The organism is Sphingomonas gei (genome assembly GCF_004792685.1).
GTDB classification, from domain to species: Bacteria; Pseudomonadota; Alphaproteobacteria; order Sphingomonadales; family Sphingomonadaceae; genus Sphingomonas; species Sphingomonas gei.
The window spans coordinates 241,824-266,836 of record NZ_SRXT01000006.1 but is presented as its reverse complement, the minus strand read 5'-3'; the positions used below and the strand labels follow the sequence as shown (position 1 = coordinate 266,836).

Below are 25,013 nucleotides of genomic sequence, written 5' to 3'. Positions count from 1 at the left end.
GCAAGAGATAGCCTGCGTCAAGCAACCGCCGGTCCTCCCAGTCCCTCGGGAAGCGTGATCACCAGCCGCGCGCCGACTGTCTCGGTGAGCGCGCCCGGCCGCATCGCGCGGTTGGCATCGGCGATCCGCCAGGCCAGTTCAGCGTCGCCCAGCCGCTGCGCCGCGATGTTGTCGAGCCGGTCGCCTTCGTTGACCAGATGCTCGCCGATCGGAGTGAAGCGCGACGGATCGGGCACGACGCGCGGCGCGAGATAGGCGGTCTCGGTGCCGTCCTCGGCGGCGTATTTGAGCACCTCGGCGCCCTGGTAGCGGCTGTTTGCCGGAAAGCCGGTGGTGGTACTCATAGCTTCAGCCCCGCTCCGACGTTCTGGATGCTCGCGAAGATGTTGGTCGTCGCCAGCACTTCCTTGGTGACCTGGTGGACCATGAAGAGCGCATTGCCCGCGCTGCCGAGCGACAGATCGTTGTAGCTCAGCACGTTGAGCGTCAGATCGACCTTGGCGCGGATCGGGTTGAGCAGCGGGTCATAGGCTTCTTCGGTGATCGTGATCCCGCCCACCTTCACCGGCAGCACGCGGGTGGGCCCCCAGACGAACAGGGTCATCGGCGCGTCGGTCGGCAGGATCTCGATGATGCCGGCGGCGCCGAGCACCGAATTGGCGATCACCAGCGCGGTCTTGGGATAGACCAGCATCTCGAGCGCGGCGAGCGTGGGGGTGATGCCGGTGGCGATCGCCAGCGGGTTGTTCGCCTCGAGCTGGTCGGCGGCGTCGATCTCGACCGAGACGGTGATGGTTTCCTTCGGCGGCCCCGCCAGCCGGAACGCTTCGCCCTTGTCGCCGCCGCTGCCGCCGCCGCGCGGCTCGAGCCGGCGCGTCATCGTGTCCGGATTATATTGGAACACCACGATGCTCGCGAGCGGATTGAACAGATCGACTCCGATCAACGCGCCCTTGATGAGCCGTGGCGACGAAGTGAGCCCGGTCATGTCGCGGCCTCCGCGACCGCGAAGTCCGCGACGCCATCCGCCATGCGTACCGTCACCGCGCGCGGCCAGGCTTCGCCGGCGAAGACGTAACGCGCACTGGCGGTGGTGCCGAGGCTCCCGCCGAACTCGGTCAGGTCGGCCTGCGGCTGCTCGAGCGGCAGCATCTCGCGACCTTCGTCGCGGGTCGCGCTGACCGCGACATCCGTACTCGGGAGCGGCGCCGACCCGGCGCGGCGCGAAAGCATGACGGTCAGAATCCAGCGGCCCGGCCCACCGGCTAGGTCGAGCGATACGATGACGCTCTCGATCTCGAGCTGGGCCGGCGTGATGACGAAATCCATGACGATCGGTGATCCTCCTGGCGGGGCCGTGCCGCCGCTCATGGAATGGTGACGCTGCCCACCACCGACCATGTGCTCGAAGTGAACACGTTACCGTTGGTGGTGTCCTTGAGCTCACCCCTGAAATCGAGATTGATCTCGAACGTGTGGCCCGGCGCGACGTTGGGAAAACCGGGCGTATCGCGTCCCTCGAATGTGCAGCCTCCGGCCTGATCGTCGCGATAGCGATTGCCGGAGACGCCGGGTGCCTCACGATGGCCATAGGCCTCGCCGGCCGGGGTGCCGTCTTCCTGATAGGTCGTCGGGTGCAGCGTCGTGCCCGGCAGAAGCGGATGGTTCACCGCGGTTCCGTCGACCTTGGCGTAGCCCCGGATATACTGGCGATACACGCCGAGCGCACAGGTACACGGTATCGCGGCGCTGAAATTGCCCTCCATGCGGAAGGTCGTCCGAAACCCGCCGCCGACCAATGCCGGCGTGAGCGTTCCGCTGGGAATGCTGGTGAATTGTGCGCCCGTCGGCGAGCAGCGATTGGTGGCCACCGGCCCGGCGGGGCCCATGGGCAGCAGCCCCCCATCGAACGTGACGAATTCGCCGCTGCGGCTTTCGTCGGGATTGTAGCCTGCCATCGGGCCACCGCCGTGGAGCGGAACCTGACTGAAATCATTTGCGGGTCGCGCGCCGGGCGGAGCGAATGTCGCTGTCTCCTGATCGCATTCCGCACAGGTCCCGCCCGTCGAGGCGCCGCCGCATTTCGGGCAGGCAGTGTGCATCGCCGCCGCCTGGGCAAGCGGCGAGTGTTCGGAGGGCCGTTCGAGCGTTGCTAGCCGTCCCATCGTACCAACTCCTGATGCAGCGCGACCGCGGTGGCATTTCCCAGCGTCACGCCGTTGATCGCTGCTTCGGGCACGGGTTGCTGCGCACGCCGCAGCACGGCGTCGCGGCTGCCCAATGCAGCAAAGGTGGCACCTTCCGCCGCCAACTGACGGCCAAGCTCGCGCGCGAGCGTCTCGCGGAGCAGCGGCAGCTCGGCCACTCCGACGCCTTCGACGATCAGCCGCTCGATATGCAGCCGCACGGTCATCTTCTCTCTCCCGGGACCGCGCGGATGCGCCGGAAATCCGCCTCGTTGACCGGCCGGTCGAGCTTGCGAAGTTCGATGCGGCAGGCGTCGAGCAGCAGCTCCATCGTCACCGGCGTGCCCGCAGCCGCCGCCATGAACGCAGCGTTGATCGCCACGCCGTGAATATTGCCTCCGGTCAGGTCGAGCTGCGCCAGCCGGTCGAAATCCACTGCGCGCAGCGGGACCTTCGAAGGGAAGGCATGCTCCCAGATGCGCCGCCGCTCGGGCTGGCCCGGATAGGGGAAATTGACGATGAAGCGCAGCCGCCGGACGAAGGCTGGATCGAGCGCGCTCTTCATGTTGGTCGCGAGGATCGCCAGGCCTGCGAATGCCTCCATCCGCTGGAGCAGATAGTCGATTTCGATATTGGCGTAGCGATCGTGGCTGTCCTTGACGTCGCTGCGCTTGCCGAACAGCGCGTCCGCTTCGTCGAAGAACAGGATTGCGCCACCCGCTTCGGCGGCATCGAACACGTCGCGCAGGTTCTTCTCGGTCTCGCCGATATATTTGCTGACCACCGCCGACAGATCGATGCGGTAGAGATCTAGGCCGAGCCGATCGGCGAGCGCCTCCGCCGCCATCGTCTTGCCGGTGCCGCTGTCGCCCGCGAACAGCGCGCTCACGCCGAGACCGCGGTTCATGCAGGCGCGGAAACCCCAATCGTCATAGACGACCGCGCGCCCGTGCACCTGCCCGGCGATCTGGTCGAGCAGCGCCATCTCGGCGTCGGGCAGCACGATGTCGCGGCAGCTGGGCTTCACTTCGATGCGCTGGGCGAGCTGCGCAAGCGACGGGCGGGCGCGCGTGATGCTGCCGCGCCACAGCCGCTCGCCCAGCGGCTCGCTCTCCTCGCCGGCGCCTGCCTCGCGCGCCACCGCGGCGATATCGGCGAAGTTGAGATCGAAATGGCTCGACAGCCGCGCGGCGAGGGCGTCCTTGTCGCTCACCTCGCCGATCCGCGCGCCCCATTCGACGCGCTGCTCGGCGGCGCTGGGCTTGGCGATATCGACACGGCCATCGATCTCGAGCCCCGATATGCCGTCGCGCAGATCGACGAACACGGGCCCGCCCGCACGCCGCACCAATCGCCGCAGACCCTGCTCGGCCCCGCTCGGCAGATCGTGCGCGTCGATATGCAGCGCAAAGGGCAGCAGCAGCGATTCGCGCGTCCACAGCCGCAGGAAGCTGTCGAGTTCGGCGCCGGTGGGAATCGCTTCCGCCGACAGCCGGTAGCACGGCAGGCCGAGCGCGGCGGCGACGGCCGCGGCGAGTCGGCGCTTGCTCTCGCGATCGGGCCCGACCAGCGCGATTCGCCCCGGCACCGCCGCAAGCGCCAGACGCTCGATCTCGGCGACGCGCAAGAGGTGTGACGGCGCAAGCGTCGCGCTCTCGGCCGGCATCGGCTCGATCAGCGCCGCGACACGGCTGTCGAGGTGATTGAGCCCCTTGGCGAAATTGGCGATCCGCTCGTCGATGCGCAGCGCAGCGCCGGTGAGTGGCGTCGCCCCGGGCTGGTTGACGTCAACCAGCCGCCAATAGCGCAACGGCCGCTCGGGTGAGAGCGCGTCCCAGGCGGCATGGTCGAACAACGTCATCGCCAGCGCGAAGCTGGGGTTCGTGCGGCCCTGGCTGCCCTGGACCGCCGCGAAGGACTCCTGGATGCCAGGATCGAGTTCGGCGGCGAGGCACAGCAGCAGGATGTCGCGCTCGAAGGCCGAGAGGCCGAGCCGCTCGGCGAGCATCAGCAGCGCCGGCGGCGGATCGCCCTGGCTCGCTTCGGCGAGACGCTCGGCCGCGGCGACGACTCCCGTCGCATCCATGCTTTCTGCGGAAGGAAGCAACAGCACTTGCGGCACTGCATTGGCGGGCGAGCGCCGACGGAAGGGATTGCGATTGACCCAGTTCACCGCCCCCGCGTCGCCGACCCGCGCCGGCTCGGTCAGCGCAGTGGTGCCGATGGTCTGGGACGGCACTGCGGCCGGACCGATCGCCGCGCGCAGCAGCTCGCGCAGATGCGCCAGCGCCGCGGCGAGATAGGCATTGTTGCGCTCCAGCCAGGCGTCGATGTCGTCGCTCATACGACGTTGACCCGCTGGCCGTCGTCGAAGGCGAGCCGCCCGCTGACCGGATCGATGACGAAGGGCTGGCTGTCGGCGCCGTCGATGCGCAGGATCGCGAGGTCGCCGTCGGCGATCGTGTCGCTGTCGACGAGGAATTCGAGCGTCGCGCTGGCCACGCCGCGCGCCTGCGCTGGGATCTCCTGCCCGGAAAGCAGCAATGTCGCGACCTGATCGGGCAGTACGTGCGGCCGGCAGGTGAAGGTCAGCGTCACGATGCCGCTTCCCGACACAACCGGATCGGGCGCAATCCCAGTGACCCGCATCCCGAGCGGCATCGGCCACAGTGGCGAGCGGATCTCGCGCCCGCCACGGGTCACCACTGCAGTGACTCCGTAGATGCCGGGCGCCCACAGCGCCTGGTCGGGCGCGCTGTCGGGCAAGGTCACGCGCAATTCCCCCTGCCCGCCCGCCACCGGCACCAGGTCGGCGCCGATCGCGCGCTTCAGGTTGCGGAATTCGAGCCGCACTGCGTCGCCGTTGAGCCCCGAACCGGTGAAGCGCAGCTTCGCACCGAGATGCGCCGCGCGCAGCGTCGGGAAGACGGGCGCGCCGTCGTCGGTCGCGGCGAGGCCGATCCACAGCCCCTCTATCGCGGGCCCGCTGCCGGCCAGTGCCTCGGGACCGCGATCCTCGGGACCGCGATTAAGCACCGGCAGCGCCGGTCCGGCGCTTTCGACTGCGTCGATCAGCACCACCGACGCCTCGTAGCGAAGCGACAGCGCATACGGCGTCTGCACCATTACCGACCACAACCGCGACATCTCGTCGAGCGAGTCCGCACTGGGTGTGAAGGCCACGCGCTCGAATGCGTCGCCGAGATCGGAATCGCCGAGGATCGCGGCGTTGCTGGCGATCGCGTCGTCGATCACCTGGCCGGTGAGCAATGGGCGCGCATGGAGATCGCGCGCCACCGCCGCGGCCATGCGATCGGGCTCCAAATCGCCATCGGTGCCGTAGAAGGTGACCAGATAATATAGGCTGAGCGCCGCGCGGGGACGGTTGACCAAGGCGCCGTCGGCGCCGCGCATCGCGAGATCGGCGTTACGCAGCCCGGCATGCGGCGTGATCTGGTAGAGGAAGATATTGACCTGGCGGCTCGACGCTTCTTCGGGAGGCCGGCCGAAACGCAGTTGCACCCCGGGGACCGCGCTCGCCGCGGCCGCTTGGGCGATCTGGCCCAATGCGGCGGTGACGGTGGCGATGGCGAGATGGTTGCTCATCGCGCCGTGCCGTTGCGGCGGTTCAGATATGCATCGAGGCTAAGCGGCTCGGCCTTGCGGCCCGCCTCCCGCGGCGGCGGTGCGGGGGGTGCGCCGGCGGCGCGAACCTCGACGCGACCGATGCTGATATGCACATCGGGGAGCTGTGGCTGCACGACGGGCTCGGGCGGCATCACCTGCGGGACCGTGAGCACGGGCGCGGCGGCGGACGGTGGCGGCGCGTCGGGCGCGACCGGCGCGGCTGCCGGAGGCGGCGACGCGGCCGCCATTGCCTCACGAGTGACCGGCGCCGCGCCGCGCGGCTGCTGACGCCGGGGCGGATCGCGGGGCAGCTCGGGGGCGGACGGCAAAGCTCCGGCCTTGGCGGGCGCGGCGGGATCATGCCGCGCCGGGCGCGGAACGACAGCAACGAGCGCGCGCGCGATTTCGGGCGCGACGGCGCGGGGCGATTCGCCCGCCACGGATGCTGCCCCAGCGGCTGCATCGGTTACGCGCGAGCTAGGCTGGGCGGCGGCCTTGGCGGGAATGCTTTCGGGCGCAGGAGGCGTGACGGGCTCGGCTCGCTCGGCTCGACTCGGGAGCGACGGGGTTTCGCCCACGCCGGTCTCCGAATGCCGCGGCGCGGATTGGTGGCTAGCAGTCGCTTCGGCCGGTGTTTTCGCGATTGCCGGACTGGGCGTCGGCGCGGCCTCGACGATCGGCTCGGCGGCGCGCCGCGGCGGAGCCGGTGCGAATGGCGCCAACTCCGCCTGGGACGGCTCAGGAAGCGCCCGCACCGCCGGCCGCGGCATTTCGGCGCTCGCTTTCAGGTCGGTCGGGCGCGATCGCGCAGGAAGCGGATCGGCGTGCACTGGTTCGGCATACGGCGCAAGCGGAGATGCTTCACTGACGCCGGGCGCGCACCATTCGACATCGTCGGCGGCGTCGGCGGCGTCGGCAGCGCGCCAATTGGCGAATTGCTGCGGCAATGCCGGCTGGGCCGCTTGCTCGGGGGTGAGCGTGGCGCGGACAAGGTGGCCTAGCAGGCTCACCGCGCCACGCCTGCGATACGATCGAGATAGGATTGTCGACGCCGCGGCGAGAGCGCGAGTATCGCGTCCTCGCTCCAGCCGTAGCGGCCCGCGATCGCATCGATCGCGGCGAGCATCGCCTTCGCCCAATGGTCGAGCCGGCCCCACAAATAGGAGACCGCATCGAACGGCACCTGCGCCCGTGCGGCGCAGCCCGGGCACGCCAGATCGAGCACGATCTCGGCCTGCGCATCCGCCGCGCTCAGCGCTTCGCCGATCGCCTCGCGCGCGGCATCGGACAGGCCTCCGGCCGCCGCTTCGTCGCCGAGGCAGCGCGCGAGAAGCCGATGCTCGGCGCGGTCGAGATCGGTCTCGGTCTCGATCGCGATCAGGTCGGTGCTGGTGGGAAGCCGGACGCGGAAGCGCATGCCTTCGGCATCGGCAGTCACGATGGCTCCGGGCGTCCCGGCTTCGGCACGAATGGCATCGCTCGCGAACGCGAGGTCGATCCGCTCGCCGCAGGCCGGGCACGCCGCAATACACGCGATATCCGCGCCGAACAGCCGGTCACCAAGGTCGAGCAGCGCCGTGTCGCGGCGCCCGATCGGCAATTCGGCGAGTTCGGCGGGATCGGTATCGGGAAGCGCCGCGCCGAGCAGCAACAGCCCGCGCCGGGGCGGCGACAGATCGTCCCCGCACTCCCAGATATGGATCAGGGCATCGAGTTCCTCGGCCCTGGCCCGGGTTTGCGTTCGCGCCATGGCGGTCCGGAATCCTCAGAGGTCAAAAGCCGGGCTCGGAAGGCTCGACCACGTCGGGGTCGCGCTCCCAGCCCTCATTCTCGAGCTTGATGCTCTGGATCAGCACCGCGTTGGCATTGGCGTCGAGGTCGGCCTGCGCCTGATATTCGGACACCCAGCAGCGGAACACCTTGTAGGCGATCACTTTCTGCCCGGCCTCGTTGAACACCGTGATCAGGATGTCCTTGCGGAAATTGGCGAGCGAGGCTTCCATCCCCGCGCCCGAACTGAAGTCCCAGATCCGGTTTGCCCAGCGTTCGAACTCGTCGTCATGGGTGACTCCGCGCTCCAGCGTGATCGCCTCGAACTTGTTGCGCCCGGGAGATTTGCGCCCGCTGCTCGGATCCCCACCCTCGCGGTGCTCGACCACTTCGGTGGTGCGCTTGAGCGCGCTCACCTTGGAGATCCCGGCGACGTCGCGCCCATCCCAGGAGACCCGGAACTTGAAGTTCTTATAGGGGTCGTGGCGCGTGGTATTGACGGCAAATTGCGGCATTATCCCCTCCCTCAGGCGATCTCGAGATGCGTGATCTGCGAAAGCTTGATCACGACGAACTCAGCAGGCTTGAGCGGCGCGAAACCGACGAGGATGTTGACGATCCCCTTGTCGATGTCCGCTTGCGGCGTGGTGTCCTTGTCGCACTTGACGAAATAGGCTTCGGCCGGCGTCGCGCCCTGAAAGGCGCCCTGGCGGAACAGCCCGTGCATGAACGCGCCGACATTGAGTCGTATCGATGCCCAAAGCGGTTCGTCATTGGGTTCGAAGACGACCCATTGCGTGCCCCGATAGAGGCTCTCCTCGATGTACAAGGCAGTGCGCCGCACCGGCACGTATTTCCACTGGTCGGCGAGCCGGTCGTCGCCGCGCCGCGTCCGCGCGCCCCAGACCACGCGCCCCGCTCCCGGCAGCGCGCGCAGGCAATTGATGCCCTTGACGTTGAGCTCGCCATTCTCGGGATCGGTCAGCGGCACCGAAAGCCGCGGCGCGTTGACCAGAGTGGCTTCGAGCCCGGCGGGCGCCTTCCAGACGCCGCGCTGCGCGTCGATCCGCGCATAGAGGCCGGCGATCGCGCCGCTCGGCACGAAAGCCTCCTCGCGGCCCTCGCGCAGCGGGTTGGGCTGCAGGATCCGCGGAAAATAGAGCACGCCGTTGGCGCTGGTGCTGCCCACATCGGCATCGATGCCCGCCAGCGCATCGGCCTTCTCGCCCCAATCGGCGGGCGGATCGATGAGCATCACGGCGCGCCGCAGCGTGCAATAAGCGACGCCCGCATCGATCAGTCCGGCGCCGATGCTGCCTTCCAGCTCGTGCGGCGGGATGACGAGCAGGTTGAACGCCTCGGCATTGTCGAGCGCGTACAGTCCGGTCTTCGCCGCCGCCGAGCCCTTGGCATCCTCGTCGGTGAGCGTATCGCCATCGGCCCCTTCATCGCCGGCGGCGACCGAATAATTGGTCGCCGGGGTATTGGTGCCCCACGGATCCTCACCCGGTTGCGGTGCGGTGCTCACGGTCGGAAGCGTGCTCGGCAGCGTGCCGGCGACGCGCACCAGCTGCGAATCGCCCTCGAGGATATGATCGGCGCGGCGCGCATTTGCCGGGTTGAGGGACAGGTTGAGCAGACGCTCGACAACCGCCGTCGCCCCGTCTCGAACGGTGAGATTGAACAGCTTCTGCGCGTCATACTCGGCCTGGGTCTCGTCGTCTCGCTTGGGGCGGACGTCATGGTCGACGATCACCCGCAGGCGATCGCCCCAGCTGCCCGGCGCGGCGGCAATCAGTTCGAGTCCTCCCGCGTCGATCGTCGCCGAAACCGGACCTGCCACCGAGTCGGCAGCCGCCGTGACCGCCGGCGCGACCGCTGCCGTCGCCGCCGCGCCGGCAGCGGCCTTGTTGGCGGGGGCCGAGCTCGCCGCCTCAGCCACAGCCGCAGCGACTGCCTCGGCCGCCGATGCCGCTACCGGGCCGGGTGCCGAGGCTGCCGCGACGGCGCCTTGTGCCGCGGTCGCGACCTCGCCGGCATTGGCGGCACCGGCAACCGCGCCCGTCGCCGCATCGGCGACTGCGGTGGCCGCGGTCTGCGCCTCGGCAGTCGCCGCAGCAAGCGCCGCCTGGCGCGCCGTCTCGTCGGCGAAGTTCGGCTTGAACAGCCGGACGATCACTGCCTGGCCGCCGCCGTTCAGATAGAAGTCGCGCACCGCGAAGCTGAGCGGGCTCTTGAGCCACAACCCGCCGAACCGGCGCTCGAAATCGGCGAAGCTGTTGATCACCACCGGCAGGTTGACCGGTCCGCGTTGGGTTCGCCCGACAAAGGCCGCGATCGATGTCGACGCGCCAATGATCGTTCGAACGTTGCTCGGGACTTCCTCGATATAGACCCCCGGATAGGTCAATGCAGACGGCATTCGCCCCTCCCATGCATGATCCTGCCGAAACACCAGTAATACTGGCGTATCGAGCATGCTAAAGAACCCTGACGGATCGACACATGGAAGCGACGGACGCGTTCGCCCGCTCCGCCAAGGCACGATGCCGACGAAGTTTGATATCCAGCTGTCGCCTTCGATTGGCGGCCAGACAACTCAATCTTAAAACTGAAGCACAGTTTCTTTTTGTGAGTCGGCCCTATCTGCGCACATTCTCATATATTGCATGACTACGCAAGCGGGACTCATGCGCATCTTCGGCGATACTAGAAACGCTGCGATACCACCCTCTATCTTATTGAAATTGATCGCATGATGACATGCGCAGTTCGGCGCTGTGGACCTTGAGGGACCAGTGGAAATAGACGAACGGTTCATCGCGTTGCTGCCGGATTGCTTGCCCCCGACTCGCGACTGCGCCGACGCTGATTGCGCTTCGCATCTCGATCTGGAGCCTGATCCAGCTGGTTGAACCGCTCTGCTCCCCGGCGAAGGCCGGGGCCCAGCTTCGGCGAACCCTGCGAACCGGGATATTCTCGCAACATCATCGTAGCTGGGCCCCGGCCTCCGCCGGGGAACAGCTTCGAGGAAACTGATCAACCCCACATCGAGAGATGCGCAAGCCCCCGCCTCACAGAGGCGGGAATGCACGCGTCAGGGCTTCGGCGTGCCGGTCTGTCGATCGAGGAAGCCGAGGATCGTGTTCCACAGATGCTCGCTGATTCCCGGCCCGCCGACGCGGTGCGTCTGGCCGGGATAGAGCATCATCTCGAACGGCACCTTTTGCTGCTGCAACGTCGCGGTCATCGCAGTGCTGTGCTCGAGCACGACATTGTCGTCGGCCATGCCGTGAATGATCAGCAGCGGATCGCTGATCTTCGCCGCTTTAGTGATGGTATCCGCGCGTTCATATGCTTTGGCGACCTTGGTAGGGTCGCCCATATAGCGCTCGGTATAATGGGTGTCGTAGAGTTCCCACTTGCTCACCGGCGCGCCCGCCACGCCCGCGGCGAACACCCCCGGCGCCGCTTCGAGCAGCTTGAGCGTCATATAGCCGCCATAGGACCAGCCATAGGTGACGATCTTCGCCGGATCGACGAAATCGAGCGTCTTGAGATAGCTCGCGCCGGCAACCTGATCCTCGACTTCGACCGAGCCCATCGCGTGCCAGATCGCGTCCTCATACGCCTTGCCGCGATTGGCCGAGCCGCGATTGTCGATCTGGAACCAGATATAGCCGCGGTCGACGATATATTGCTGGAGCGCCCCGCCCCAGGCCTTGCTCACCGTCTGCGAGTGCGGCCCGCCATAATGCTGGAAGAGCACCGGGTAGCGCTTGCCGGGCTCGCGCGCGGGCGTGACCATTTCCCAGTGGAGAAGGGTACCGTCCGGGCCCTTGATCGTGCCGAAGCTGCGCTCGCGGTGGCTGGCGAGATAGGGATTATAAGGGTGGTCCGCAGCGGTCACGGCATTTTCGTTCACCCACGCGATCCGCTTGCCCGAAGCGTCGGCGAGATAGACCTGCGACGGCTGGTCGGGGTTCGACCGCGTGACGATCGCGCGGGTGCCCGCCGGGTCCATCACTGCGCCGTTCCACCAGCCGGCCTCGGTCAGCCGCGTCACCGCCTCCGGCTTGCGATAGCTTACCGCGTAGAGGTGCCGCTCGAGCACATTGTCCTTGTTGCCGAGGAAGAACACCCGGCCCGCCGCCTGGTCGACTCCAACCACGTCGGGGGTGACTTCCCAATCGCCCTTGGTCAGCTGCGCCCATTTGCCCCTGGCGAAGCGATAGAGGTGCCCGTGACCATCACGCTCCGACCACCAGATCAGGCTGCCGTCGTCGAGCGGAGTCAGCGCATTGGACAGATTGACCCAGCTCTTCGCGCCCGATTTCTCGCTGAACAGCACGCTCGACTTGCCCGTTGCCGGATCGACCGCGAGTATATCGAGCCGGGTCTGATCGCGGTTCTGGCGCTGGACATAGAGCGTCTTGCCGTCGCGCGACCAGTCGACGCGGGCGAGATAGATGTCGGTCTCGATACCAAGGTCGACCTTGACCCTGGCACCGCCGTCGGGCGCCATCACATACAGCTCGACCAGCGCATTGGGCGTGCCGGCCTTGGGATAACGCTGCTGATAGATGCTGGTCCCTTCGGCGCCGATCGCTGCGCGGGTAACGACGCCGACCGGCGCCTCGTCGAAGCGCTCGACTGCGACGCGGCTGTCGTCGCGCGCCCACCAATAGCCGGTCGAGCGGTCCATTTCCTCTTGCGCGACGAACTCGGCCTCGCCCCAATGGACGGTATTCGCGCCGTCCTCGGTCACCCGCTTGGGTGCACCGCGGGCAAGGTCCATCACTACCAGATTCTGGTCCTGGACATAGGAGGCGAAGCGGCCCGCCGGGCTTATCACTGCGTTGAGCTTCGGCCCCGCCGCGGCGGCGAGCTTCCGCACCTGGCCGTCGAGCCGGGCGAGATAGAGCTCGCCTTCGAGCGGCACGAGGATCGACTGCGAATCGGCGGACCAGCCATACGAGACGATGCCCTTGGTCCCACCGATGCGCGCGCGCTCGCGCTGCATCTTCTCCGCCTCGGAAAGCGCGGCGCCGCTACCCAGCTTCTTCGAATCGACCAGCATCCGCCACTGCCCGGTGCGCGTGTCCATCGCCCACAGGTCGAAGCGCTCCTTCTCGTCGGCGCGGTTGCGCAGCAGAGTCACGAACTTGCCGTCGGGCGACAGCGCCAGCTTGCGCGGCGTGGCGCCCGCGAGGTCGGGGCTGGCGAACAGCCGCTCGAGCGTCAGGTCCCTGGCCTGCGCCGCCGCTTCACCGGTCATCAGCGGTGCTCCCAGCGCGGCCAGAGCCAATCCCAGCAACCATCTACGCATTCCCGTCTCTCCGGAGATCGCTCCGCGAGCGCGGACGAACGCGCTTTATCGCGGCGGCCGGCGCCCGGGTAAAGGATTAGTCGCCGAGCCCCATCGCCACCTTGCGCGAGACGAGGATGAAGCGCGGACCGGCGCCGTTCGCCGCGGCGCGGTCGTCGGGATTGTAGAGCGCGCATTTCCTGAGGCTCAGACAGCCGCAGCCGATACAGCCATCGAGATCGTCGAGCGTGCGCTGAAGCTGCGCCACGCGCCTCTCGATCACCTGGCGGAAGCCGCGGCTGATCCGCTTCCAGTCGGCTGCGCTCGGCGCGCTGCCTTCGGGCAGCTTCGCCAGTTCGGCGGCGATCTGGGGCAAGGTGAACCCCAATTGCTGCGCGATCAGCGCGAACGAGATGCGGCGGATGTCGGCGCGCAGGAAGCGGCGCTGGTTGCCGCCGGTGCGGATCGGATGGACCAACCCCTTGCCCTCGTAGAAACGTACCGCCGACACCGACAGCCCGGTGCGCGCCGCCAGCTCGCCGATCGTCAGCAGCTCGTTTCCGCGACTCATTCCCCCTCCGATTTTATGCTTGACCTCAACTTAGGTTGAGGTTGTACCTGCTCTCGGCATGGCCTCCAAATACGAAAGGAACCCCATGCCTCAGCCCTATATCGAGCACGTCAACCTGACCGTCAGCGATCCCGAACGCATGGCCGGGTTGCTCAATCGCCTGTTCGACTGGCACGTCCGCTGGGAGGGCGCCGCGCGTGATAATGGCCGCGTCATCCATGTCGGCGACGAACGCACCTATCTAGCGGTCTATACGCCGCCCGAGGGCCCCGATGCCGATGCCTTTGCGAAGGGCCGCCCGCTCAACCATGTCGGCATTCTCGTCGACGATCTCGACGCCATCGAGCGTCGCGTGATCGACGCGGGGCTCGTGCCCTTCGCCCACGCCGATTACGATCCCGGGCGCCGCTTCTATTTCCTCGATTATGACGGCACCGAGTTCGAGATCGTCAGCTACGGCTGACCGGTAATCTTTCATTACCGCTTTTTCCGCGGAGCCACGTGGGGGTCCCGCTGGTTGTCTCCCCGCATTCACAGGAGACCAGCATGTCCACCAACCATGACGTTTCGAAGCTCGACGATCTGATCGTCACCACGATCGACAGCATCCGCGGCTATGAGCATTCGGCCGAGCATGCCGAGGCCGGACGCTACGCCGCCTTCTTCCGTGAGATGGCGGCCGATCGCACCCGCGTGGTCGAGGCACTGTCGGCCAAGAGCCGCGAACTCGGCGGCACCCCCGCCGAACACGGTTCGGCTGCCGCGACGCTGCACCGCCGCTGGGAAGATCTGCGCCACCTGCTCGGCGGCGGCGACGAGGCGATCCTAAGCGAGATCGAGCGCGGCGAGGATTATCTGAAGGAGGAGTTCGACCGCGTCCTGAAGGACCATCGCATGTCCGAGGGCGCCGAAGGCGTGGTCCAGCAATGCTATGAATCGGTGCGCCGCGGCCATGATCGCGCGCGCGAATTGCGCGACGCATTGCACGGCGCGCGCTGACCCGCGATCCGCCGAACGAAAAAGGGGCGCGGTAGCCTTGGCCACCGCGCCCCTTTTGCTGTCTGGCGTAAAGCCTTATTCGGCTGCGGCGACTTCGCTCGGGCGCACGTCGCGGCGCTCGGCGATACGCGCCGACTTGCCGGTGCGGCCACGCAGATAATAGAGCTTTGCACGACGCACGACGCCGCGGCGGACGACTTCGATCGCGTCGATGTTCGGCGAATAAAGCGGGAAGACGCGCTCGACGCCCTCACCGAAGCTGATCTTGCGGACGGTGAAGCTCGAACCCATGCCGCGATTGGCACGAGCGATGCACACGCCTTCGTAATTCTGCACGCGGGTACGCTCGCCTTCGACGACCTTCACGCCGACGCGCAGGGTGTCGCCCGGGCGGAATTCCGGAATCTTCTTGGTCTCGTTGAACTTGGCGATCTGCTCGGCTTCGAGCGTCTGGATGACGTTCATGACTTGTCGTTCCTGTTTCGTCGCTGCGCGCCAGAGGGAGGATGGACCCGAGCGCCCTCATGGCGCTCCCAAAGGTCCGGCCTCCTTAGCCGTGTATCGGTCTCCGCCTGGGCATTTCGCCAAGCCTCGATCCTCGCATGATCCCCCGATCGCAGCACTTCGGGGATCGTGCGCCCTTCCCAAATCGCAGGTCGGGTATATTGCGGATATTCGAGCAGCCCCGTTTCGAAGCTCTCGTCCATGCCGCTGGAAGCCGCGCCCATTACGCCGGGAAGCAGCCGAATGCAAGCGTCGAGCAGGGTGAGCGCGGCCATCTCGCCGCCTGACAATATATAGTCGCCGATCGACACCTGCTCGATGGCGCGCGCCTCGAACAGACGCTCGTCGATCCCCTCGAACCGCCCGCACAGGATCGTCACGCCCTCACCCGCGGCAAGCTCCCGCACCCGCACCTGGGTGAGCGGCACGCCGCGCGGGGTCATCGCCAGCACCGGCCGCCCCGGCGCGACGCTGTCGAGCGCGGCGGCAAGCACATCCGCACGCATCACCATCCCCGCCCCGCCCCCGGCCGGGGTGTGATCGACCGAACGGTGCTTGTCGGTCGCGAAGTCGCGGATCTGCACCGCGTCGAGGCGCCACACCCCCTCGCGCAGCGCACGCCCGGCGAGCGATGCGCCTAGCGGCCCTGGGAACATCTCGGGGTAGAGGGTAAGGACGGTCGCGGCGAAGGTCATTGGGTCCAGTTCTCAACCCGCAAGCCGGGCGTTTCGGAGAAATCGGCCTCATTGTTGGTGACGAGTGTAAGATTGAGCGCCAGCGCATGCGCCGCGATCAGCCGGTCAAAATTGCCTCGCTTGAACGGCAGAGTCGCATAGACGTCGCCGCATCGGCTGTCGAAAGGCAACACTGGAACTTGGCGGAACAATGCTGCGGCCGGTCCCGCTTGGCCGCGCTGCTCGGCACCGATCATCACTTCGGCATAGACGATAGCCGAAGTCACCAATTCACCGTCGAGACACTGCTCCACCCGCGCGGCACCGCGCGGCGACCGGCCGACAAGCAAGTCGATGCAAAGGTTGGTATCGATCAGATAGAGCGGATCAATCACGACGGGAATCACTGCTCCAATCGCGATCGGCTTCGTCCACCGGCATTCGCGACAGGTTGGGCATCGAACCATAAATGCCGGTCAAATCGATCTTTCGCCCTTCCTTGGGTGCTGGCTCGAATGCGAATTTGCCGCGATCCTCGCGCAAGACCATTTCTTGACCTTCCCGGATCCCGAGCCCCTTGGGCAAGCGCAAGGCAAGCGAATTGCCCGACTTGAACGTCTTCGCGCGATATTCCTTGGTCATCATGACCTCCGTATATACATTAGGTATATACTTCCGAAGCTATGGTCAAGGAACTACTGCTCTCCCCGCGCGCTTCGCCGCACCATGGACGATTGCATCATCATCGGCGCCGGGCCGGCGGGCCTCACCGCCGCGATCTACCTCGCGCGCTTCCACCTCGGCATCCGCTTGTTCGACTGCGGCTCGAGCCGCGCGTCGCTGATCCCGTGCACGCACAATCATGCCGGCTATCCCGACGGCATCTCGGGCAAGGACCTGCTGGCGCGCATGCTCGAACAGGCTGAAAAATACGGCGCCGTCCGCGAACTCGCCGAAGTAACCGGGCTGCGTACGGCCGAGACCGGCTTCGTCGCGCGCGTTGGCGAGCGCGATTACCCAGCACGCGCGATCCTGCTCGCCACCGGCGTGGTCAATCACCGCCCGGACATGGACGACGCGCTCCATTCCGAAGCGCTCCAGCGCGGCCTGCTGCGCTATTGCCCGATCTGCGACGGCTATGAAGTCACCGACAAAAGAGTCGGCGTGATCGGCACCGGCGATCACGGCACGCGCGAGGCGATCTTCCTGCGCGGCTTTACCCGCGACGTGACGCTGATCGCCCCGGAGAGCCACGACTTGCCCGAGGAACGCGCCGCGGAGCTCGATGCAGCCGGGATCCGGCGCGTCGACGGTCCCTGTGGCGGCTATGCCATCGAAGGCGACGCGATCGCGCTCGACACCGCCCAAGGCCGACTGACCTTCGAGAGCATCTACCCGGCACTCGGCTCGCGTATCCGCTCGGGTCTCGCCATCCAGGCCGGCGCGCGCGCCGCCGAAGATGGCTGCCTCGAAGTCGATGACCACCAGCGCACCTCGGTCCCCGGGCTGTTTGCCGCAGGCGACGTCGCCAAGGGACTCGACCAGATCAGCCACGCAATGGGCGAGGCCGGGGTCGCCGCGACGACGATCCGCAACATGCTCGCAGAGCAGCACCCGCTGCGCCGCTAGCTCCCGCAACCGCCGCAACCGCCGCCGCCACAGCCGCTCCCGCCGCCGTCGCCGCTGCTGCTGCTTCCCCCATCGCCGCCGCTCGAGTTGCTCTCGCTCCGCATCCGGTGAAAGTCGCCCCATGCCGAACCGACCAGCACCGTGGTGCCGAACAGCGCCACCGCCAGATCGGTCTCGCCGCTCGCTGGGGCACGGCGGAGCCGTTCGGAGCGCTCGCGGGCCTCGGCGAGCATTTCCTGCCCCGCGCGCGTCCGTCGGTCGAGCGTGGCGAAGCGGACCAGCGCGAGAACGGCGGTGAGCACGAGCAGCATCGTGAGAAATCCGACCGGCCGCCCGCGCGCCTCGCCGATCAGGAGCTTGGTCCAGCCGAAGGCGAACAGCAGCAAGTATGGCGAGGTTTGCCAGAAGCGCAGCCGCAGCGCGGTCCCCGCGCCCATCAGCAATCCGCTCTCTACGAGCCGTTCGCGGATCGGATCGGCGTGGCGCCCGACCGCATTCGAGATCGCGCCCCAACTGGCCGGCTGGGGCAGCGCGAGCACGCCGCGTTCGACCGGGGTGCCGGTGCCCAGACTGCCCGCGAGGAACTTCTTTCCGTCGATCGCCAGCTGCCGCGTGGCGAGCAGCCGTGCGGTCACCGCTTCGGCGAGCCGGGAGGAACCGCCGGCGAGAAAGGCGAGATGGTCGGTATCGGTGGTGCGCGGCGCCCTGCCCTCCGGCCGAAGCCGGCGCGGAATGACAAAGCCTGTGATGATCGCGAGCACCAATAGCACGCCGTAAAGCTGGAGAAACGGCCCGCCGGTGAGGTCGAAGGGTCCGAGCGACATAGAGTCCTAGCTCCTCTGCAAGAGCACCCCAAGCGCAACCGCGGCCAACACTGCGATGAGCAGCGCGATCCGGACAACGCTTCGAGGTACGATGATCGCGTCGCGCGGATGCACGCGGCGCGCCTTGTGGTCCTCGTTCAGCCGCCGCGCCGCATCGGGCCACAGGTCTGCGGGCGGGGAGCCGAAGACCTGCTCGTAACTTCGCAGCGTCTCGGCATATTGCAGGAAATAGCGATGCTGCTCGTCGCTCCCCCCGGCGGTCGGGCCGTGGTGCAGCGGGCGCCCGAGTATCCCGGGGCAAAAGCGCTCCCAGTAGTCGCGGGTATGGGTAAGGTGCAGGTGCCACGCCTGGTCGACCTGATCCGAAGGCGTCACCGGATGCCCGGCAGTGACCGCGAGGAAGCAGAAACGCTTATATTCCTCGATCACGCGCTCGGCCTCGGCTCTGCTCCAGCCATTGTCGCGCGCCAGCCGATCGGCAAAGGGCAGGGCCGCGTCCTCGGGTCCGATGATGTAACGGGAAAGCCGGTTCCAGACCGGGTGGTCGGCAGGGGTTCGAGACAGACCGGAGGCCGTGCTCATCTATAATCCCACTATCACGATAGGCTTAAACTGTCAAGATTTCGGCTGGCGCGCAGGGGCAAAGCGCACCCTCGCCTTAGACCTTGCCGGTGGCCAGTGCCGTCGCCCAATCGGCGCGCCCCTCGCGCTCGGCTTTGGCCGCGGCCGATGCATGGTCATAGGGCACTTCGTGGAAAACCAATTCGGCACCATCGACGATGGCGTACCGCGCATTCGGATCGCCCACTTCGACCGCGTACGGCCAAGGCTGATCGTCATGGAACGCCTGTAATCCCGCGCTGCCGGGATTTGCCACGCTGCGGCCGTCCGCCAGCCGCTGCACGCCGGGAATGTGCGAGTGGCCGCACAAGGTCAGCCTCTCGGACCGATCCCCCAGCCGCTGCGCGACTTCCGCCTCGCTGGCGCGGCGCAGCCCCGCAGGCTCGACGGTTTCGAGGAAATGCTCGACGTCGCTCGCCGGCGTGCCATGGCACAGGAACAGGCCATCGAGCGCCAGCGTCGCCGGCAGCGCCGTCATCCAGCCGAGATGCGCGTCCGACAGCAACGGCCGAGTGAACGCGTCCGACGCATTCATTCGCGCCAGTGGCAACTGCAGCAGCTGGCGTTCGTGATTCCCCACGATCGTCTGCCAGTCGCGCGCCATCAGGAAGTCGGCGGTCTCGGCCGGCCATAACGGGCCGGACAGGAGATCGCCCAGGTTGAGAAAGCGCGTGCAGCCGCGCGCCTCGGCGTCGGCGACCACGGCTTTAAGCGCCGGCAGATTGCCGTGGATGTCCGAAACAACCGCGATGCGGCTCATTCGACATAGCCGGCGTGGATCACCAAACGCTCGTCATTCCAGTCGGGTACTGCCTCAGGCTTCATCGGCACCATGAAGCGCTTGCCGTCGGGCCGTTCGATCTCGAGCACATCGCCCGCCCCGTAATTGTCGATCGCGATCACCTTGCCCAGCGCGTCGCCGGTGTCGGAGACCGCGGGAAGCTCGAGCAGGTCGACATGGTAATATTCGCCATCTTCGAGCGGCGGGAGCGCCGAACGCGGAACGGTGAGCTGAGTGCCACGCAGCGCCTCGGCGGCGTTGCGGTCGGCGACCTCGGCGAAGCGCGCGATCGTGCCGTTCGAGCCCGGGCGCGCGGTCTTGAGCGTCAGCGCGCCATCGTTGAAGCTCGTGTAGCTGGCGAGATCGTCGGCGAAGACCTTGAGGCGGACTTCGCCGGCGATGCCATGCGCCCCGATGATCGCGGCGAGGGTGACGGGACGATCGCTCATCCCGTCATCCCGGCGAAAGCCGCGACCTCAGGCCGCAGCGGGACCGCATATGGCACGAGATCCCGGCTTTCGCCGGGGTGACGGCGGGCCTTACCCCTTGGGCGAGCCCGGCTGCTCCGGTGGCGCGTCGTCGCCACCTTCCGCAGGCGCATCGGCGGATGCGCCTGCGGGGTTGGTCTGGGTGCTGCCGGGGTTCTCACGATCCTCGGTATCCGGGCCGGTTTCGGGTTTGCTGGCCATCACGCGCTCCTTGGGACCTATCTCGTCCTGCATAACGCGCGATGCCCGGCAAGTGCCTCAGCCTTCCGACTTTTCTTCGGCCGGGGCGTCGGCAGCGGGAGCCTCGACGGCGGGGGTCTGCTCGGCAACCGCCTCGGCGACCTGCTCGGCTTCGGGGGTAGGCTCTTCGGTCGCAGCTTCGACTTCGGCGGCGACGACTGCCTCGGCTTCGGCCTGGCTGTCCTCGACCGGAACTTCCTCAGCGACGGGCTCGGGCGCCGGAGCGGCTGCTGCCTCGGCAGCGGCTTCCTCAGCGGCCTTGGCCTTCTCGGCCCGCTCTTCGGCGCGCTCGACGGCCTTCTCGCCCGGCTTGCCCTTGTTCGGGTTGTTCTTGGCGGTGCGCTCCTTGACGCCGGTGACGTCGAGGAAGCGGGCAACCCGGTCGGTCGGCTGCGCGCCGACGCTCAGCCAATGCTTGGCGCGATCGCCGTCGAGGATGATGCGCTTCTCGTCGTCCTTGGCGAGCAGCGGGTTGTAGGTGCCGATCTTCTCGATGAACTTGCCGTCGCGGGGCGAGCGCGCATCGGCGATCACGATCCGGTAATAGGGACGCTTCTTCGAGCCACCGCGCGAAAGACGCATAGAGAGTGCCATTTTACTTCCTTCTTTCCAATTCGTCCTCCCGGCGAAAGCCGGGAACATTCAGTTGTTGATCCTCGCCGCCCGAGGTCTCGGCGTTCACCGGGATGACGGCTATTTCTTCTTCAAAAAATTCTGGAAGCCAGGTGGCAGATTGGCGCCGCCCGGGAGTCCGGGCAGCCCGCCGCCCATCTTGCCCATCATCTCGCCCATGTCGGCGCCGCCGATCGCATTGCCGATGCCTTCCATGCCGCCGCCTGGCCCGCTTTTGCCGAGCATGCCGAGCACGCCCTTCAGCCCGCCCATCTTCCGGAGCCGCTTCATCGCGGTCGCCATTTCCTGATGCATCTTGAGCAGCTTGTTGACGTCCTGCACCGTCGTCCCGCTGCCCTTGGCGACGCGGATCTTGCGCTTGGCGTTGAGCAATTCGGGCTTGGCGCGCTCCTTGGGAGTCATCGACGTGATCATCGCGTCGAAGCGGAGCAGCACCTTGTCGCCGCCCGCATTTTCCGCGGCAGCCTGGGCCTTCTTCATGCCCGGGATCATCCCCGCCAGCGCGCCGATGCCGCCCATCCGGCGCATCTGCGCCAGTTGGCTGCGCAGATCGTTCATGTCGAACTGGCCCTTGGCGAGACGGCTCGCCATCCGCTCGGCGTCTTCCTCTTGGATCGACTCGGCGGCGCGCTCGACCAGCGACACCACGTCGCCCATGCCGAGGATGCGGCCGGCGACGCGCTTGGGATGGAACGGCTCGATCGCATCGAGCTTCTCGCCCATGCCGGCGAACTTGATCGGCTTGCCGGTGACCGCGCGCATCGACAGCGCCGCGCCGCCACGGGCGTCGCCATCCATCCGGGTCAGGATCACGCCGGTCAGCGGCACCTGCTCGGAGAAGCTCGAAGCGACGTTGACTGCGTCCTGCCCGGTCAGGCTGTCGACGACGAGCAGGATCTCGGCCGGCGTCGCGATGTCGGCCACGGCCTTCATCTCGTCCATCAGCGCCTGATCGACGTGGAGGCGGCCCGCGGTATCGAGCATCAGCACGTCGAATCCCTGCAGCTTCGCCGAACTCAGCGCGCGCCGGGCGATCTCGACCGGAGTCTGCCCCGCGACGATCGGCAAGGTCACGGTATCGGTCTGTGTGCCGAGTACCGCGAGTTGTTCCTGCGCGGCCGGGCGATTGACGTCGAGCGACGCCATCATCACCTTCTTGCCCTGCGACTTGGCGAGCAGCCTGGCCAGCTTGGCGGTGGTCGTCGTCTTGCCCGAGCCCTGCAGGCCGACCAGCATGATGACGGCAGGTGGGGTGACTCCCAGCTCGAGCTCGGCGGTGTCGCTGCCGAGCATGTCGATCAGCGCATCGTGGACGATCTTCACGACCTGCTGCCCCGGGGTGACCGAGCGCAGCACGTTCTGGCCAACTGCCTGTTCGGTGACCTTCTCGACGAAATCGCGCGCCACGGGAAGCGCGACGTCCGCCTCGAGCAAGGCGATCCGCACTTCGCGCATCGCGGTGCGGACGTCAGCCTCGCTCAGCGCACCACGCCCGCGCAGACGCTCGAAAACGCCGCCTAGCCGATCGCTCAGACTGTCGAACATGGGACCAAGATCACTCCAAATTCACGAACCGACTCGCCAAACGCAAAACACGCCGGCGGACGAAACCTCGTCGGCCGGCGTCACCCCTCGGGGTGCGCAGATTTCGCGTTCCACGGGAACGGTCGAAGATGCCCATAGCGGCAGATGGCGGTCGGCGCAACCTTGCGCCTTCGGCATCGGTAACACTTCGGAAAGCCTGCCACTTAACCCGATCTACACCCTGTCATGACAGGTTCACGCCTTATTGTTCAAGGGGCGAACGCCGGCAATGCCGCTGGATCTCGAAGAAGACACGCTGCAGCGGGCCTCGCGCCCGAGCCTGCTCACCGGCGCGATCAGCGTCGCCGCCATCCTGCTCTTCGTCGGCATCGGCAGCGCGGTCTTGTCCAAATCGGTGCAATTCTACTTCCAGGGCGGCGAGCCCGCCAGCCAGCCGCTGGTCATCGCGCTCCTGCTCAACGTCGCCCTGATCCTGCTCGGGTGGCGGCGCCATGCCTCGCTCAGCCACGAGCTCGAGATCCGCGCCGCCGCCGAGGAGCGCGCGCAGCAGCTCGCCAGCCGCGATCCGCTGACCGGCTTCCTCAATCGCCGCAGCCTTGCCGAGGAAGGCGCCGCGATGTTCGTCCGCGCCCAGCGCCGCCGCAAGGGCATGGCGCTGGTGATGCTCGACCTGGATCATTTCAAGACGATCAACGACATGCACGGCCACGCCGTTGGCGACGCACTGCTCCGCGCAGTCGCCAGCGAGATCGCGCATTTCATGCCGCCGATCGCGCTCACTGCCCGGCTGGGCGGCGACGAATTCGCCTGCGGCTTCCTGTTCGATCCCGCCGAGCCCGCGACGGTCGAGCGCATTGCCGAGAAACTGGTCAGCCGCATGGCGCAGCCGTTCGAGGCGGAAGGGCTTCGCCTCCACATCAGCTGCTCGCTCGGCATCGCCCGCTCGGACTTCGACTGCGCGGGAATCGACGGGCTGATGCGCGCTGCCGACATCGCGATGTATCAGGCCAAGAAATCCGGCCGCAACCGTTTCGCCTGGTTCGACCAGTCGATGGAACGCGATCTCCAGAACCGCAACGATCTCGAAACCGGCCTGCGCCTGGCGATCCCGCGCCAGGAGATCGTCCCCTATTTCGAACAGCAGATCGACCTCGCCACCGGCCGCCTGCACGGCTTCGAAGTGCTCGCGCGCTGGGAGCATCCGATCCGCGGGATGATCAGCCCCGAGATCTTCATCCCGATCGCCGAGGAGACCGGCATGATCGGCGATCTCTCGCTGTCGATCATGCGCCAGGCATTGCTCGCCGCGCGCGATTGGGATCCTTCGCTCAGCATCTCGGTCAACATTTCGCCGTGGCAGCTGCGCGATGCGTGGCTTGCGCAGAAGATCATCAAGGTGCTCACCGAGACCGGCTTCCCCGCCAACCGCCTCGAAGTCGAGATCACCGAGAGCGCCTTGTTCGACAATCTGGCACTGGCGCAATCGATCGTCGGCAGCCTCAAGAATCAGGGCGTCCAGCTCGCGCTCGACGATTTCGGCACCGGCTATTCGTCGCTCGCGCATCTGCGCGCCTTGCCGTTCGATCGGATCAAGATCGACAAGAGCTTCATCATGTCGCTTAACGAGAGCGCCGATTCGGCCGCGATCGTCAACGCGATCATCAGCCTCGGCGAGAGCCTGAACTTGCCGATCACGGCCGAGGGCGTCGAGGACGCCGAGATCGAGGCGCGGCTGCGCGCACTCGGCTGCGCCAAGGCGCAAGGCTGGTATTACAGCAAGCCGCTCACCGTCGCCGGCGTCCGTCGCCTGCTCGCCGAGCGCCGCCTGCTGCGCAACGCCGCAGCGCTCGAAGGGCTCACCGCAGTCCCCAGCCAGCGCCTGGCGGGCTAACCCGCAAGTAATGGTTAAATCGTCACCCCGGCGAAAGCCGGAGCCAGAGTCCCAGAGGAAATCGCGCGCGGCTCTGGGTCCCGGCTTTCGCCGGGATGACGATGATTGGGAAGGAAGTCACCACCCCGACCCCGGCTGCGCCAGATACTCTTCCTCTTCCGCCGTCGAGGCCCGCCCGAGCGCCGCATTCCGGCTGGGAAACCGCCCATAGCGCGCGATCACCTCGGCATGCTGGCGCGCATAGTCGAACAGCTCGCCCCCCAGCGCCTCGAAGCAGCGCAGGCTCACTGCCTGCAGATCGCGGCTCTCAGCATGTTCGAACGGGAGATACAGGAACTGGCGATGCTCGCGCGTCATCGCGCGATCCCAGCCCCGCTCCACCGCGAGCGTCGCCAGCTGCTGCGCGAGCGGATCAGCGGCGAACGCCTTCGCGCTACCGCGATGCACGTTCCGGCTGAACTGGTCGAGCAGGATCACTGCCGCGAGCAAGCTCCGCGGATCGTCGCGCCAGCCCTCCGCCTCGCTTTCGAGCACCGCCCGACGCAGCGCCTCGAACCGCGCGCCGATCTCCAGATCGAGCTCGTCCGACTTGGCGAACCACTGCTCGGGCATCAGCCCGTCGAACCAGAAGCCCAGCACTTCCTCGGCCTTCGCGTGGACTTCCGACCCCGCGGTCCCTAGATCGCTCGCCAATGCCGACCTCCTTTCCTCAGATCGTCAAC

29 protein-coding genes are annotated in these 25,013 nt (G+C 67.1%); 4 read left to right on the top strand and 25 right to left on the bottom strand.

Annotated features, from left to right (window positions below):
* Window positions 1-17: 17 nt before the first annotated feature.
* From E5A73_RS16325 to soxR, 13 genes are all read right to left on the bottom strand, one after another.
* Entirely contained in the window at window positions 18-344 is a 327-nt protein-coding gene (locus tag E5A73_RS16325) for a LysM domain-containing protein (protein WP_135964901.1), read from the bottom strand.
* On the bottom strand, window positions 341-988 hold the full coding sequence (locus E5A73_RS16320) for a hypothetical protein (RefSeq protein ID WP_135964900.1): 648 nt from the start codon (window positions 986-988) through the stop codon (window positions 341-343). The genes E5A73_RS16325 and E5A73_RS16320 overlap by 4 nt, the downstream gene beginning before the upstream one ends.
* The gene (locus tag E5A73_RS16315; RefSeq protein WP_135964899.1) at window positions 985-1,329 is read right to left on the bottom strand and encodes a hypothetical protein; all 345 of its coding nucleotides are present in this window, start codon (window positions 1,327-1,329) and stop codon (window positions 985-987) included. Before E5A73_RS16315 ends, E5A73_RS16320 begins: the two co-directional genes overlap by 4 nt.
* 38 nt (window positions 1,330-1,367) lie before the next feature.
* The gene (locus tag E5A73_RS16310) at window positions 1,368-2,165 is read right to left on the bottom strand and encodes a hypothetical protein (RefSeq protein ID WP_135964898.1); all 798 of its coding nucleotides are present in this window, start codon (window positions 2,163-2,165) and stop codon (window positions 1,368-1,370) included.
* Window positions 2,153-2,413: a hypothetical protein gene (locus E5A73_RS16305; RefSeq protein ID WP_135964897.1), complete on the bottom strand. Its 261-nt coding sequence runs from the start codon at window positions 2,411-2,413 to the stop codon at window positions 2,153-2,155. Before E5A73_RS16305 ends, E5A73_RS16310 begins: the two co-directional genes overlap by 13 nt.
* Window positions 2,410-4,530: an ATP-binding protein gene (locus E5A73_RS16300; protein ID WP_135964896.1), complete on the bottom strand. Its 2,121-nt coding sequence runs from the start codon at window positions 4,528-4,530 to the stop codon at window positions 2,410-2,412. The genes E5A73_RS16305 and E5A73_RS16300 overlap by 4 nt, the downstream gene beginning before the upstream one ends.
* Window positions 4,527-5,792 carry a Pvc16 family protein gene (locus E5A73_RS16295; protein WP_135964895.1) on the bottom strand — a complete coding sequence of 422 codons (1,266 nt, stop codon included), beginning with the start codon at window positions 5,790-5,792 and terminating at the stop codon, window positions 4,527-4,529. Before E5A73_RS16295 ends, E5A73_RS16300 begins: the two co-directional genes overlap by 4 nt.
* Window positions 5,789-6,823, bottom strand: coding sequence for a hypothetical protein (locus tag E5A73_RS16290; RefSeq protein WP_135964894.1), 1,035 nt, complete (start codon window positions 6,821-6,823; stop codon window positions 5,789-5,791). Before E5A73_RS16290 ends, E5A73_RS16295 begins: the two co-directional genes overlap by 4 nt.
* Complete coding sequence (locus E5A73_RS16285) at window positions 6,820-7,563, bottom strand: hypothetical protein (RefSeq protein ID WP_135964893.1); 744 nt, start codon at window positions 7,561-7,563, stop codon at window positions 6,820-6,822. Before E5A73_RS16285 ends, E5A73_RS16290 begins: the two co-directional genes overlap by 4 nt.
* Before the next feature lie 22 nt (window positions 7,564-7,585).
* Window positions 7,586-8,098, bottom strand: coding sequence for a phage tail protein (locus tag E5A73_RS16280; protein ID WP_135964892.1), 513 nt, complete (start codon window positions 8,096-8,098; stop codon window positions 7,586-7,588).
* Between the two features lie 11 nt (window positions 8,099-8,109).
* Window positions 8,110-10,005, bottom strand: a complete 1,896-nt coding sequence (locus E5A73_RS16275) for a phage tail sheath family protein (protein WP_135964891.1) — start codon at window positions 10,003-10,005, stop codon at window positions 8,110-8,112.
* Window positions 10,006-10,680: 675 nt separating this feature from the next.
* Window positions 10,681-12,912 (bottom strand): S9 family peptidase, encoded by a 2,232-nt coding sequence (locus tag E5A73_RS16270; RefSeq protein ID WP_135964890.1) that lies wholly within the window; start codon window positions 12,910-12,912, stop codon window positions 10,681-10,683.
* Window positions 12,913-12,988: 76 nt separating this feature from the next.
* A complete protein-coding gene (gene soxR / locus E5A73_RS16265) occupies window positions 12,989-13,462 on the bottom strand; it encodes a redox-sensitive transcriptional activator SoxR (protein ID WP_135964889.1) in 474 nt (157 codons plus the stop codon).
* Between the two features lie 85 nt (window positions 13,463-13,547).
* Between soxR and E5A73_RS16260 the strand changes: the two genes are divergently transcribed.
* Together E5A73_RS16260 and E5A73_RS16255 are read left to right on the top strand one after the other, a co-directional pair.
* Window positions 13,548-13,925, top strand: a complete 378-nt coding sequence (locus E5A73_RS16260) for a VOC family protein (RefSeq protein ID WP_135964888.1) — start codon at window positions 13,548-13,550, stop codon at window positions 13,923-13,925.
* 83 nt (window positions 13,926-14,008) lie between these two features.
* Complete coding sequence (locus tag E5A73_RS16255; RefSeq protein WP_135964887.1) at window positions 14,009-14,461, top strand: PA2169 family four-helix-bundle protein; 453 nt, start codon at window positions 14,009-14,011, stop codon at window positions 14,459-14,461.
* Window positions 14,462-14,536: 75 nt separating this feature from the next.
* Here the strand turns inward: E5A73_RS16255 and rplS are convergent, their stop codons facing one another.
* From rplS to E5A73_RS16235, 4 genes are read right to left on the bottom strand one after another with little or no spacing between them, the layout of a single operon-like run.
* Window positions 14,537-14,926 (bottom strand): 50S ribosomal protein L19, encoded by a 390-nt coding sequence (gene rplS, locus E5A73_RS16250; protein WP_135964886.1) that lies wholly within the window; start codon window positions 14,924-14,926, stop codon window positions 14,537-14,539.
* A complete protein-coding gene (trmD, locus tag E5A73_RS16245; protein WP_135964885.1) occupies window positions 14,923-15,660 on the bottom strand; it encodes a tRNA (guanosine(37)-N1)-methyltransferase TrmD in 738 nt (245 codons plus the stop codon). Before trmD ends, rplS begins: the two co-directional genes overlap by 4 nt.
* The gene (locus E5A73_RS16240) at window positions 15,657-16,034 is read right to left on the bottom strand and encodes a type II toxin-antitoxin system VapC family toxin (RefSeq protein ID WP_240700227.1); all 378 of its coding nucleotides are present in this window, start codon (window positions 16,032-16,034) and stop codon (window positions 15,657-15,659) included. Before E5A73_RS16240 ends, trmD begins: the two co-directional genes overlap by 4 nt.
* Entirely contained in the window at window positions 16,027-16,281 is a 255-nt protein-coding gene (locus E5A73_RS16235; RefSeq protein WP_135964883.1) for an AbrB/MazE/SpoVT family DNA-binding domain-containing protein, read from the bottom strand. The genes E5A73_RS16240 and E5A73_RS16235 overlap by 8 nt, the downstream gene beginning before the upstream one ends.
* 84 nt (window positions 16,282-16,365) lie before the next feature.
* Here E5A73_RS16235 and E5A73_RS16230 point away from each other — a divergent pair, with 84 nt between their 5' ends.
* Window positions 16,366-17,268: an NAD(P)/FAD-dependent oxidoreductase gene (locus E5A73_RS16230; RefSeq protein WP_135964882.1), complete on the top strand. Its 903-nt coding sequence runs from the start codon at window positions 16,366-16,368 to the stop codon at window positions 17,266-17,268.
* On the opposite strand, the gene E5A73_RS16225 is transcribed toward E5A73_RS16230, so the two are convergent.
* The 7 genes from E5A73_RS16225 to ffh form a co-directional block, all read right to left on the bottom strand.
* The gene (locus tag E5A73_RS16225) at window positions 17,265-18,092 is read right to left on the bottom strand and encodes a TIGR04222 domain-containing membrane protein (protein WP_135964881.1); all 828 of its coding nucleotides are present in this window, start codon (window positions 18,090-18,092) and stop codon (window positions 17,265-17,267) included. The two genes, E5A73_RS16230 and E5A73_RS16225, sit on opposite strands and share 4 nt — an antisense overlap.
* 6 nt (window positions 18,093-18,098) lie before the next feature.
* Entirely contained in the window at window positions 18,099-18,674 is a 576-nt protein-coding gene (locus E5A73_RS16220; RefSeq protein WP_135964880.1) for a glycine-rich domain-containing protein, read from the bottom strand.
* Window positions 18,675-18,750: 76 nt separating this feature from the next.
* Window positions 18,751-19,473, bottom strand: coding sequence for a metallophosphoesterase family protein (locus tag E5A73_RS16215; protein WP_135964879.1), 723 nt, complete (start codon window positions 19,471-19,473; stop codon window positions 18,751-18,753).
* Complete coding sequence (rimM, locus tag E5A73_RS16210) at window positions 19,470-19,943, bottom strand: ribosome maturation factor RimM (RefSeq protein WP_135964878.1); 474 nt, start codon at window positions 19,941-19,943, stop codon at window positions 19,470-19,472. Before rimM ends, E5A73_RS16215 begins: the two co-directional genes overlap by 4 nt.
* 90 nt (window positions 19,944-20,033) lie before the next feature.
* On the bottom strand, window positions 20,034-20,183 hold the full coding sequence (locus tag E5A73_RS21455; RefSeq protein WP_168355958.1) for a hypothetical protein: 150 nt from the start codon (window positions 20,181-20,183) through the stop codon (window positions 20,034-20,036).
* 57 nt (window positions 20,184-20,240) lie between these two features.
* Window positions 20,241-20,816, bottom strand: coding sequence for a 30S ribosomal protein S16 (gene rpsP, locus E5A73_RS16205; protein ID WP_135964877.1), 576 nt, complete (start codon window positions 20,814-20,816; stop codon window positions 20,241-20,243).
* A gap of 99 nt (window positions 20,817-20,915) precedes the next feature.
* Window positions 20,916-22,400 carry a signal recognition particle protein gene (gene ffh, locus E5A73_RS16200; RefSeq protein ID WP_135964876.1) on the bottom strand — a complete coding sequence of 495 codons (1,485 nt, stop codon included), beginning with the start codon at window positions 22,398-22,400 and terminating at the stop codon, window positions 20,916-20,918.
* Between the two features lie 268 nt (window positions 22,401-22,668).
* Here ffh and E5A73_RS16195 point away from each other — a divergent pair, with 268 nt between their 5' ends.
* A complete protein-coding gene (locus tag E5A73_RS16195) occupies window positions 22,669-24,291 on the top strand; it encodes a putative bifunctional diguanylate cyclase/phosphodiesterase (RefSeq protein ID WP_135964875.1) in 1,623 nt (540 codons plus the stop codon).
* A 117-nt stretch (window positions 24,292-24,408) separates the two neighbouring features.
* Here E5A73_RS16195 and E5A73_RS16190 read toward each other — a convergent pair whose 3' ends face one another.
* The gene (locus tag E5A73_RS16190) at window positions 24,409-24,984 is read right to left on the bottom strand and encodes a DUF924 family protein (protein ID WP_135964874.1); all 576 of its coding nucleotides are present in this window, start codon (window positions 24,982-24,984) and stop codon (window positions 24,409-24,411) included.
* Window positions 24,985-25,013 lie beyond the last annotated feature (29 nt).

Coding starts and splice junctions, on each gene's coding strand:
- E5A73_RS16285 (WP_135964893.1), bottom strand. CDS start 7,563: ATGGCGCGAACGCAAACCCGGGCCAGGGCCGAGGAACTCGATGCCCTG.
- E5A73_RS16230 (WP_135964882.1), top strand. CDS start 16,366: ATGGACGATTGCATCATCATCGGCGCCGGGCCGGCGGGCCTCACCGCC.
- E5A73_RS16270 (WP_135964890.1), bottom strand. CDS start 12,912: ATGCGTAGATGGTTGCTGGGATTGGCTCTGGCCGCGCTGGGAGCACCG.
- soxR (WP_135964889.1), bottom strand. CDS start 13,462: ATGAGTCGCGGAAACGAGCTGCTGACGATCGGCGAGCTGGCGGCGCGC.
- E5A73_RS16305 (WP_135964897.1), bottom strand. CDS start 2,413: ATGACCGTGCGGCTGCATATCGAGCGGCTGATCGTCGAAGGCGTCGGA.
- E5A73_RS16275 (WP_135964891.1), bottom strand. CDS start 10,005: ATGCCGTCTGCATTGACCTATCCGGGGGTCTATATCGAGGAAGTCCCG.
- E5A73_RS16215 (WP_135964879.1), bottom strand. CDS start 19,473: ATGAGCCGCATCGCGGTTGTTTCGGACATCCACGGCAATCTGCCGGCG.
- E5A73_RS16325 (WP_135964901.1), bottom strand. CDS start 344: ATGAGTACCACCACCGGCTTTCCGGCAAACAGCCGCTACCAGGGCGCC.
- E5A73_RS16255 (WP_135964887.1), top strand. CDS start 14,009: ATGTCCACCAACCATGACGTTTCGAAGCTCGACGATCTGATCGTCACC.
- E5A73_RS16220 (WP_135964880.1), bottom strand. CDS start 18,674: ATGAGCACGGCCTCCGGTCTGTCTCGAACCCCTGCCGACCACCCGGTC.
- rimM (WP_135964878.1), bottom strand. CDS start 19,943: ATGAGCGATCGTCCCGTCACCCTCGCCGCGATCATCGGGGCGCATGGC.
- E5A73_RS16295 (WP_135964895.1), bottom strand. CDS start 5,792: ATGAGCAACCATCTCGCCATCGCCACCGTCACCGCCGCATTGGGCCAG.
- E5A73_RS16260 (WP_135964888.1), top strand. CDS start 13,548: ATGCCTCAGCCCTATATCGAGCACGTCAACCTGACCGTCAGCGATCCC.
- E5A73_RS16320 (WP_135964900.1), bottom strand. CDS start 988: ATGACCGGGCTCACTTCGTCGCCACGGCTCATCAAGGGCGCGTTGATC.
- rpsP (WP_135964877.1), bottom strand. CDS start 20,816: ATGGCACTCTCTATGCGTCTTTCGCGCGGTGGCTCGAAGAAGCGTCCC.
- E5A73_RS16280 (WP_135964892.1), bottom strand. CDS start 8,098: ATGCCGCAATTTGCCGTCAATACCACGCGCCACGACCCCTATAAGAAC.
- ffh (WP_135964876.1), bottom strand. CDS start 22,400: ATGTTCGACAGTCTGAGCGATCGGCTAGGCGGCGTTTTCGAGCGTCTG.
- E5A73_RS16310 (WP_135964898.1), bottom strand. CDS start 2,165: ATGGGACGGCTAGCAACGCTCGAACGGCCCTCCGAACACTCGCCGCTT.
- E5A73_RS16195 (WP_135964875.1), top strand. CDS start 22,669: ATGCCGCTGGATCTCGAAGAAGACACGCTGCAGCGGGCCTCGCGCCCG.
- E5A73_RS21455 (WP_168355958.1), bottom strand. CDS start 20,183: ATGGCCAGCAAACCCGAAACCGGCCCGGATACCGAGGATCGTGAGAAC.
- E5A73_RS16235 (WP_135964883.1), bottom strand. CDS start 16,281: ATGACCAAGGAATATCGCGCGAAGACGTTCAAGTCGGGCAATTCGCTT.
- E5A73_RS16225 (WP_135964881.1), bottom strand. CDS start 18,092: ATGTCGCTCGGACCCTTCGACCTCACCGGCGGGCCGTTTCTCCAGCTT.
- E5A73_RS16315 (WP_135964899.1), bottom strand. CDS start 1,329: ATGGATTTCGTCATCACGCCGGCCCAGCTCGAGATCGAGAGCGTCATC.
- E5A73_RS16300 (WP_135964896.1), bottom strand. CDS start 4,530: ATGAGCGACGACATCGACGCCTGGCTGGAGCGCAACAATGCCTATCTC.
- trmD (WP_135964885.1), bottom strand. CDS start 15,660: ATGACCTTCGCCGCGACCGTCCTTACCCTCTACCCCGAGATGTTCCCA.
- rplS (WP_135964886.1), bottom strand. CDS start 14,926: ATGAACGTCATCCAGACGCTCGAAGCCGAGCAGATCGCCAAGTTCAAC.